We start from the raw sequence: 8,446 nt of genomic DNA, 5'->3' as shown, positions 1-8,446 counted from the left end.
GAGTCAGGCGGGGCGGGGGGTCAGGCGGGCGGCCGCCCGGCCGCCGCCGCCAGTTCGGCCTGGGCAGGGGCGCCCGCCGGGGACGGCGGACCGGACCGCACCGCCGCCGGCGGCGCAGCGGCCCCGGACAGGGCTCCCTCCAGCGCGTCCAGGGCCTGCCGGGCCTCCGCGAGGCGGGCCCGGGCGATGTGGTTGCGGTGGAAGGCGGGCTGGATCATCCGCCGCTGGTTGCGGTGGAATGCGCCGTCCGTCGTCACGATGCCGTTGCCGAACACGGGCTTCAGCCGGTCGAAGATGCGGCCGCGGCCGAACCGCTCGGCCCTGGCGACCAGCACCTCGTGGACCAGCTCGGGGCTGGTCAGGAGGTGGACGGGCCAGGTGCCGATGTCGAGGCGGACCACCTCGCCGTGGTCCCGGAGGGACTCCAGGAAGGCGATGGGCTCCCGCCACAGGGAGACGGCGTGGCCGAGGAGGGGTAACCGCCCCGGTGCGACCGGGGCCTGGACCCCGGTGGCTTCCAGTCCCGCGTGTGCCATGGCCCGACCCCCTGTCATGCCACCGATACCAGGTCCGGACGGGTGTAGGCAGACTCCAGCCCGGCCGCGAAGCGTTCGTCGCGGTACCGCGTGCACTCGTAACGCTGCCACAGATCGGCGCCGATCATCCAGTCTTCGCAGCTGTGCACGTACCTCGCCACGGCTTCCCTGAGGCCGGCGTCGGTCGCGGGGTCGGCGTCGAGCACCTCGAAGAGGCGGCCGCGGCAGGCCAGGTACTCCTCTATGCGGACCTGGATGCGCTGCTCGACGGCGCGGACGGCGTCGGGCAGGGAGCGTCCCTCCCAGGCCGCGACCAGGGAGACGAGGTTGTTGGTGTCGCCGCAGGAGTGCTCCTTCGGCAGGGAGAACACGTCGTTGCCCCAGGAGATGACGTCGAGGACGCTCGCGACGAGCTGCCGGAGCTCGCGCATCTCGTGGACGCGCTGCGGCAGGTCGAGGCCGAGGCCGGCCTCCACCATGTCCATCATGGGCAGGATCTGCGAGCTGTGGCGGCGCAGGTGGATGTACTCCTCGACGGTCGGCCGGCCGCTGCCGCCCCGGTTGCCGGCCTCCTGGTCCAGCGAGGCCAGGACGAGCCGGACGTGGGTGCGGTAGCGGGTTGCGGCGTCCGGGGACAGTCCCGCCAGGATGCGGTCGCAGAGTTCGGCGAAGCCGCTCACCAGCGGGTTGCGGGCGAGGTCGGGGCTGCTGATGCGGCCCGTGTCGAGGTACTCGGTGATGGCGCCGACCACGGGCCGCCAGGCGGCGACTTCGCCCTTCCTGATGAGGTGGTCGTGCTGGTCGTCGAGGACGAACGACCAGGCCATCCACTGGGCGAGCAGCAGGACCCGCTCATAGGGCGCGTCCCCGCTGACCCGGCCGGCGAGATGGCCGCAGCCGATGCCGGCGAACTGGTCGACGGCAGTCGTGACGAGTTCGTGGCGGACCACCCACGAGGTGGATTCCGCGTTTGCCCGCGCGGCCAGCGGGTGCTTCGCGTTGCCGAATGGCAGGTGGAAATCCGGCACGGAGAAATTCTGCAGCGGCGGCATTTGGCTCCCCCCAAAGACGTCTGATTCACCGATGGTCGCCCGGTCGGTTGCCCGGGCGTCACGACCTGGAACGTTCCTCCCTCATGAAGAATCGTCACGGGGTCAGGGTGGTGTCAGTGGGGAGGAACCGGCCGCACGGCGACTGGTTCCGGCCATCCGTAAAGCAATTAACCCCCAGAAGGGCGCGGAGTGTCAATGTAGGCCGCGGGAAGATGGTGAATTGATCCCAAAAACGCCACGAGGTGTTCACCTCAAATATGTGGGCGGCATAGTCACGGCCGGTTGCACGGTCCACGGGACCGGCGGGACGGCGCGCGCCGGGGCGCACGAGCGGTCGTGAGCGCGGGATTGTGGCCGAAGAGCGCCTGGGGGCAAGGGCGTTCGGCCTAGACTTGCGGGCGGGCGGGACCCGCCCGGGAAGGGTGGGGAAGTGACCGAGCACCGTCCGTCCGATCCGTACGACCCGTACGATCCGGCGCCCGAAGGCCCCGGGGGCGACGTACTCGGCTCCTACCTCCAAGACCTGCAAGGCCGCCTCGGCGGCGCGCGGTTCGAGGCGCTCATCCGCGCCGTCCAGGCCACCTGCTCCCTCTTGGACGCCGGCCCGCGGCCGCTGCTGGAGGTGCCGGCCGGCAGGGGACTACCGCCCGACCTGCGGCGCGAGTACGTGGCACTGCTGGCGGTGATGATCACCGGACGAGCCGACCACCGGCTCGTCGAACTGGGCACGCCGGACGGGGAGAAGGGTTGGGCGGCCCTCGACGCCGCGGCCGCGGCCGCGCACCCGGGCGGACGCCTGCGCGTCGGCGCGGAGCCGAACGGCGCCGCAGGAGCGGCAAGCGGCCTGCCGGGCCGGGCGCATCCGTCCCCGCGGTAGCGCGGTTGAGTGTGCGTCGGAAACGGGAGGGCCGGGACGCGGTGCGGTCCGGCCCTCCGTGCGCTGTCGTACGGGCCTGCGGTCAGCGGGAGTTGGAGCCTGCCGCCGCGTTGCGCCAGACGGTGACGTCGAGGGTGAGGTACTTGCTCGGCGAGTCCTCCGGGGAGATGCCCCGCACCGTGACCAGGCCGAGGTGGCCGGTGCCGGTGGTCACGCAGACCTGCCGGCCCGAGCCCAGTTGGTTGATCTTCACGTTCTGCGTGAACCGGGTCTCGGCTCGGCAGGTGGCGAGCGACCCCTCCTGGCCGGGGTCGAGCAGGACGAGCGATCCGCCCTGGGCCTCCGCGTCGAGGTAGCTGCCGGTGTCGTACGAGAGCTCGTAGCCGCCGTCCTCGCCCTTCTGCGGGCGGAGGTTCTCGTCGCCCAGGGTCAGGTGGTAGCCGGCCACGAGGTTGATGCCCTTGTAGTCGGCGGGCTGCGGGTCGGGGCGGGGCGCGGCGCCGGACGGCTTGGCCGCCGATCCCGCGCTGCCGCCGATGCCGCTGCCGCCGGCCCCGGCGCTGCTGCCGGTGGCCTGGGACCCTTCGTCCTTCCCCTTGATCACGTTGTAGCCGACGGCGCTGACGGCCACGGCGAAGCCGATGGCCAGGACCGCCAGGACGGCGCCGCGCGGCTTGCGCTGCGCGCCGGGCGCCGCCGGGACCTGGAACTGCCCGGTGTGCGCGGGATGCGGGTGCGCCGCGGGGGCGAACTGCGGCGCCGTGTAGGGCCCGGCCGGCTGGTACCCGTGCTGCGGCGGGAGGGCCGGGGGAACCGCGGGGGCGTGCTGCGGCGCGGCCGCAGGCGGCGGCGTGTACGGGGCGCCCGCTGGGGAGGTCGGCTGGTGGGCCACACCGCCCGGGGCGGTCGGCTGGTGGGCCACGCCGGCCGGGGCCGTCGGCGGGTGCGCCGGGGCGGCCGGCGTGGTCGCCGGCGCCGTGGCGGGCGTGGCGGGTGCGGCGGCCGGGGCGGCGGAACGCGCGGTGATCTCCGCGGTGACCGCCGGGGGCAGCCAGTCCTCGGCCCGGCGCAGCGTGGTGGCGTCGTTCGCGGACTGGCACAGGGCGATGACCTCCGCCACGGTCGGCCGGTCGGCCGGGTCCTTGGCCAAGCAGCGGGTGACGAGCTCGGACAGCCGCTGCGGTACCCCGGAGAGGTCCGGCTCCTCGTGGACGATCCGGTACAGCACCCCGTGGGAGGCTCCCTCCCCGAACGCCGGCGCGCCGGCGGCGGCGTACGCGGCGACCTGCCCGAGCGCGAAGATGTCGGTGGCCGGGCCGACTCCGCGGCCCGCCGCCTGCTCCGGCGCCATGAAGGCGGGCGTGCCGACGGCGACTCCGCTGCCGGTGAGGGAGGTCGCGTCCGCGGCGTGGGCGATGCCGAAGTCGATGACGCGCGGGCCGTCGGCGGCCAGCAGCACGTTCGACGGCTTCAGGTCCCGGTGCACGATGCCGGCGCCGTGGATGACCTGGAGCGCCTCCGCGATGCCGGCGACCAGCAGCAGCACCGTCTCGACGGGCAGCGCGCCGTGCGCGGACACGGCGGCCGCCAGGGAGGGGCCGGGCACGTAGGCGGTGGCCAGCCAGGGGTGCGGGCCGTCGGTGTCGGCGTCGATGACGGGAGCGGTGAACAGCCCCTGCACGCGCTGCGCGGAGCGGATCTCCTGCGCGAAACGCCGCCGGAACTCCGGGTCTTCGGCGAACTCGGGCCGGATCACCTTGACCGCGACCGGGCGGCCGCCCGGCGTGTGCGACAGGTACACCTTCCCCATGCCGCCGGCGCCGAGCCGGGCCGCGATGCGGTATCCCGCGACGGTGGCGGGGTCATCCGGTCCCAGCGGCTCGAAGTGCACCGGCTTGCCGGTGCCTTCCTCGCCGCCGCCCCCGTGCGGATGCTGACCGTTCATCACCTTGCTGCTCCCAAGTCCCTGCACGTTCGATGCGCACCGCACCCTATCCGAGTCGGGCCGGGGGCGCGGGATGCCGAGACGGCCAATGTAATGACATGTATCTGACAGGTGGATCGGTAGGGTGGGCGCCGTGCGACGCCGGGGAGTCCGGCAGCTGCCGCCCCTGCGTCACCCTGCGTTGGCGTGCCTGCCACACACGGCCCCTAACTTCCTCGACGCCACCCCGCTCACCGCTCCCCAGTCCCCGACCCGCCCGGGCCCGGGGCGACCCCCTCCCCGAGGAGTGACCGTGGAACGTCGTACCTTCCTGCGCGGCGCCGTCGTCGGCACCTCCGCCGCGGCCTTCGGCGGCACGCTCATGCGCGGCGCCGCGTACGCGGCCCCGGCCCAGCCGGGCGCCGGCCCCTACGGGGCGCTCGGCGCGGCCGACGCCAACGGCATCATGCTGCCCGCCGGTTTCACGAGCCGGGTCATCGCCCGGTCGGGGCAGACCGTCCCCGGTACCTCCTACACCTGGCACAACGCGCCCGACGGAGGTGCCTGTTACGCCGACGGCGCCGGCTGGATCTACGTCTCCAACTCGGAGGTCAACCCCTCGGGCGGGGCCGGCGCGGTCCGCTTCGACTCCTCCGGCTCCATCACCTCCGCCTACCGGATCCTCTCCGGCACCCGACAGAACTGCGCGGGAGGAAAGACGCCGTGGAACACCTGGCTCTCCTGTGAGGAGGTCAGCCTCGGCTACGTGTACGAGGCCGACCCGTGGGGCGTGAACGCGGCCGTCCAGCGCCCCGCGATGGGCCGGTTCAAGCACGAGGCGGCGGCAGCGGACCCCGTCCGCCGGGCGGTGTACCTGACGGAGGACGAGTCGGACGGCTGCTTCTACCGCTTCCTGCCCGCCACCTGGGGCAACCTCTCCTCCGGCACCCTCCAGGTGCTCAAGGCCGGCTCGGGTACCTCCGGCTCCTTCACCTGGCAGAACGTCCCGGACCCGGACGGCTCGCCGACCGCGACCCGCAACCAGGTGTCGGGTGCCAAGCGCTTCAACGGCGGCGAGGGCTGCCACTACGCCAACGACACGGTCTGGTTCACCACCAAGGGCGACAACCGGGTCTGGCAGCTCAACCTCTCCTCGAACACCTACGAGCTGGCCTACGACGACTCCCTCGTGGTCGGCGGCGGTGCCCCGCTGACCGGCGTGGACAACGTCACGGGCTCCTCCTTCGGCGACCTGTACGTCGCCGAGGACGGCGGGAGCATGGAGATCTGCGTGATCACCCCCGACGACGTGGTCGCGCCGTTCCTGCGGATCACCGGCCAGTCCTCGTCCGAGATCTGCGGCCCCGCCTTCTCGCCGGCCGGCAACCGCCTGTACTTCTCCAGCCAGCGCGGCACGACCGGCAGCTCCTCCGGCGGCATCACCTACGAGGTCACCGGCCCCTTCCGCACCTGACCGTCCGGCCCGCGCCCGCCCGGCCGGTGCCCGCCAGGCCCCTCGGGGGCATGCCGGGCCCGGCCCGGGGTAGGCGCCGCCAGCCGAGGACGCGCAGGAAGGGGATGCCCCATGGCCGGCATGGACATGGCCGGGTTCGTCGGATTCCGGGTCGACGCCTCCGACGGCCACATCGGCAAGATCGACAGGCACAGCGAGTACGTGGGCCGGCAGTTCATCGTGGTGGACACCGGGCCGTGGATCTTCGGCCGGCACGTGGTGGTGCCCGCCTCCCTCGTCGCCCGCGTCGACGAGGAGAACGAGACGGTCCACCTGTCGGCCTCCCGGGACCAGGTCAGGCATTCACCCGAGTTCGAGAGCGGCCGGTACGAGGACGACGTGGCCCTCCTCCAGGTCATCGAGCGCTACTACGCGGACGGCCACACCTGAGGGCGGGAGGCGCCGGGCAGGCTGCCTGCCCCCGCACTCAGCCCCGTGCCGACCGCTGCCGTGCCCGCCGCAGGTAGCGCGCCAGGGCGTCCGGGTCGTCGAGGACGTCCTGGTCGCCCTTGCCCACCGGCCGCCCGTCGACCTCCAGGGCCGGGGTGGCCTTGATCCACGAAGTGCTCACGGCGCGGTCGGCCGCCTCCACGAAGTCCCGGTGCCTGCCCGTGAGCACTGCCTCGTCGAAGGCGGCGTCGCGCAGGCCGTCCACGGACGAGGACAGGGCAAGCAGCGTGTTGCCGGTGAACCCGCCGCGCCTCTTCGCCGCAGCCTGACCGCGGTGGAGCACCTCGTGCAGCTCGGCGAACTTCCCCCTGTCCAGGGAGGCCCGCAGCGCGTTGACCGCCCGCTTGGACCCGTTCCCCAGGAACGATCCCAGGACGTAGTGCACCTGGACGTCGCCTTCGGCGGCCATGCGGCGCAGCCGCGGCCCGCTCCCCTCCGTCTGGAACTCGGCGCATCCGGGGCAGCTCGGATCCTCGTAGACGCGGACGGTCAACGGCGCCGCCGGGTCTCCCACGACCACCGTGTGCCCTTCCGCGCCGAGCGCCGCGGCCACCGGCCCGGTGTACCCCTCGTCCGCCCGGCCGTCCCACCGCGCGGGCAGGCACCCTGCGGCGGCCGGCACGATGACGGCCGCTCCCGCCGCGGCAAGCACCGAACGTCTGCTGACCTGCACGAACATCCCCTCCCCTGATCCAAAGGGGGAAGCGTACGCACCCCCCACCGGCCTGCCGCGCCCGGGGTCCACCCGACGCGCCTCCGCGCGGCGGCTCCCGTCAGGCCGCGACAGCGGCAGCGGCAGGGGCAGGGGGGCGCCTGTACAGCCCGCGGGCGTGTTCAGGGCCAGGCCGGTGCCGGTGCGGTGGTGCGGCCGGTGGGCGTCGCGACCCGCGCCGCCCAGTCGGTGAGGTCTTCGGCGTCCGCCGCGGAGCGGCCCGCCCAGGCGATGTGGCCGTCGGGGCGTATGAGGAACAGTCCCCGGCCGTAGGCCGCGTAGGGGGCGATGCGGGCCGTCCGCAGGTGCGGCAGCGGGGGCGGTTCCTCGGGCAGGTCGGTGCCGACGGCGAGCAGGGTGAAGTGCGGGCCCCGGAAGAGGTCGAAGAGGCGGATGCCGTCGCGCCGCCCGTCGGGCGCGCGGTCGCCCGCGACGAGGGCGCCCTCCGGCAGCCCGGTCCGGGTCTCCCGGCTGAGCGGCGACTCCCGCAGGTGTATGCCCAGCTGCCGGGTGGCCGCGCCGCGGCGGTCCCGGCCGCGGTGGATCCGGGTCGACAGGCCGAGCATCTCGGCAGCCTGCGGCCGGCGCTCCTGCTCGTACGTGTCGAGCAGGGTCTCCGGGGCGCCGTCGCCCAGGACCGCGGCCAGCTTCCAGCCCAGGTTGTAGGCGTCCTGCACGCTGGTGTTCAGCCCCTGCCCGCCCGCGGGTGAGTGGATGTGGGCGGCGTCCCCGGCGAGGAACACCCGGCCCTCGCGGAAGCGGTCGGCCAGAGCGGCGCTGACCGTGAAATCCGAAGCCCAGCGGACCTCGCCGACGTCCTCGGCGCTTATGTGCGTGAGGCCGGCTATCAGGGCGCGGACCTCGTCCTCCGCGGGCTCGGCCCGGCCTCCGCGGTACTGGCCCACGAACTGGAACAGCCCGGTGTGGGGGAGGGGGCACAGGGCGGCGAACCCCCGGCTGCCGTCCTCGGCGGGCGGGAACATGTGCCAGTTGTCGCGGTCCAGCGAGTCAATCGAGACGTCGGCGACGACCAGGGGTACGGGATCGACGCGCTCCCCGGTCATCCGGATGCCCATGAGCCTGCGGACCGTGGAGCGGCCGCCGTCGGCGCCGACCGCGTAGCGCACGCGCACGGTCCGCGGCGCCCCGCCGCCTGCCAGCTCCGCGGTCACCCCCTCACCGTCCTGTGCCAGTCCGGCCAGCGCGGTCCCGAAGGAGACCCCGCCGCCCAGCTCCTGCAGCCGGGCCAGCAGGACTTCCTGGGTCGCCCACTGCGGGACCAGCCACGGCTCCGCGAACGGCTCCTGCTCGGTGGGCGCGACCTCCTCGAACATGCGGTGCTCGCCCAGCCGCACCCCCTCCCTCCAGGCCATCCCCACGGG

The 8,446-nt window shown here is 74.0% G+C and carries 8 protein-coding genes; 3 read left to right on the top strand and 5 right to left on the bottom strand.

Features of this window, described 5'->3' with window-relative positions:
* Nucleotides 1–20: 20 nt before the first annotated feature.
* Nucleotides 21–536 carry a cytochrome P450 gene (locus tag EF903_RS23785; protein ID WP_260615835.1) on the bottom strand — a complete coding sequence of 172 codons (516 nt, stop codon included), beginning with the start codon at nucleotides 534–536 and terminating at the stop codon, nucleotides 21–23.
* Nucleotides 537–550: 14 nt separating this feature from the next.
* Nucleotides 551–1,564, bottom strand: a complete 1,014-nt coding sequence (locus EF903_RS23780; RefSeq protein ID WP_260615834.1) for a terpene synthase family protein — start codon at nucleotides 1,562–1,564, stop codon at nucleotides 551–553.
* Nucleotides 1,565–2,018: 454 nt separating this feature from the next.
* Here EF903_RS23780 and EF903_RS23775 point away from each other — a divergent pair, with 454 nt between their 5' ends.
* A complete protein-coding gene (locus EF903_RS23775; RefSeq protein WP_125546361.1) occupies nucleotides 2,019–2,465 on the top strand; it encodes a hypothetical protein in 447 nt (148 codons plus the stop codon).
* Between the two features lie 82 nt (nucleotides 2,466–2,547).
* Here EF903_RS23775 and EF903_RS23770 read toward each other — a convergent pair whose 3' ends face one another.
* On the bottom strand, nucleotides 2,548–4,410 hold the full coding sequence (locus EF903_RS23770; RefSeq protein WP_125546359.1) for a serine/threonine-protein kinase: 1,863 nt from the start codon (nucleotides 4,408–4,410) through the stop codon (nucleotides 2,548–2,550).
* 292 nt (nucleotides 4,411–4,702) lie between these two features.
* Between EF903_RS23770 and EF903_RS23765 the strand changes: the two genes are divergently transcribed.
* Together EF903_RS23765 and EF903_RS23760 are read left to right on the top strand one after the other, a co-directional pair.
* Nucleotides 4,703–5,863 carry an alkaline phosphatase PhoX gene (locus tag EF903_RS23765; RefSeq protein WP_125546357.1) on the top strand — a complete coding sequence of 387 codons (1,161 nt, stop codon included), beginning with the start codon at nucleotides 4,703–4,705 and terminating at the stop codon, nucleotides 5,861–5,863.
* Between the two features lie 111 nt (nucleotides 5,864–5,974).
* Nucleotides 5,975–6,292: a PRC-barrel domain containing protein gene (locus tag EF903_RS23760; RefSeq protein ID WP_125546355.1), complete on the top strand. Its 318-nt coding sequence runs from the start codon at nucleotides 5,975–5,977 to the stop codon at nucleotides 6,290–6,292.
* A 37-nt stretch (nucleotides 6,293–6,329) separates the two neighbouring features.
* Here the strand turns inward: EF903_RS23760 and EF903_RS23755 are convergent, their stop codons facing one another.
* Nucleotides 6,330–7,025 carry a thioredoxin domain-containing protein gene (locus EF903_RS23755; protein WP_185902788.1) on the bottom strand — a complete coding sequence of 232 codons (696 nt, stop codon included), beginning with the start codon at nucleotides 7,023–7,025 and terminating at the stop codon, nucleotides 6,330–6,332.
* A gap of 161 nt (nucleotides 7,026–7,186) precedes the next feature.
* A partial coding sequence (locus tag EF903_RS23750) for an FAD-dependent monooxygenase (RefSeq protein ID WP_125546351.1) occupies nucleotides 7,187–8,446 on the bottom strand: 1,260 nt, incomplete at its 5' end.

This window comes from Streptomyces sp. WAC05292 (assembly GCF_003949955.1).
Lineage (GTDB): Bacteria > Actinomycetota > Actinomycetes > Streptomycetales > Streptomycetaceae > Streptomyces > Streptomyces globosus.
The sequence above is the reverse complement of the archived record's forward strand: the minus strand, read 5'-3'. Positions and strand labels throughout refer to the sequence as shown.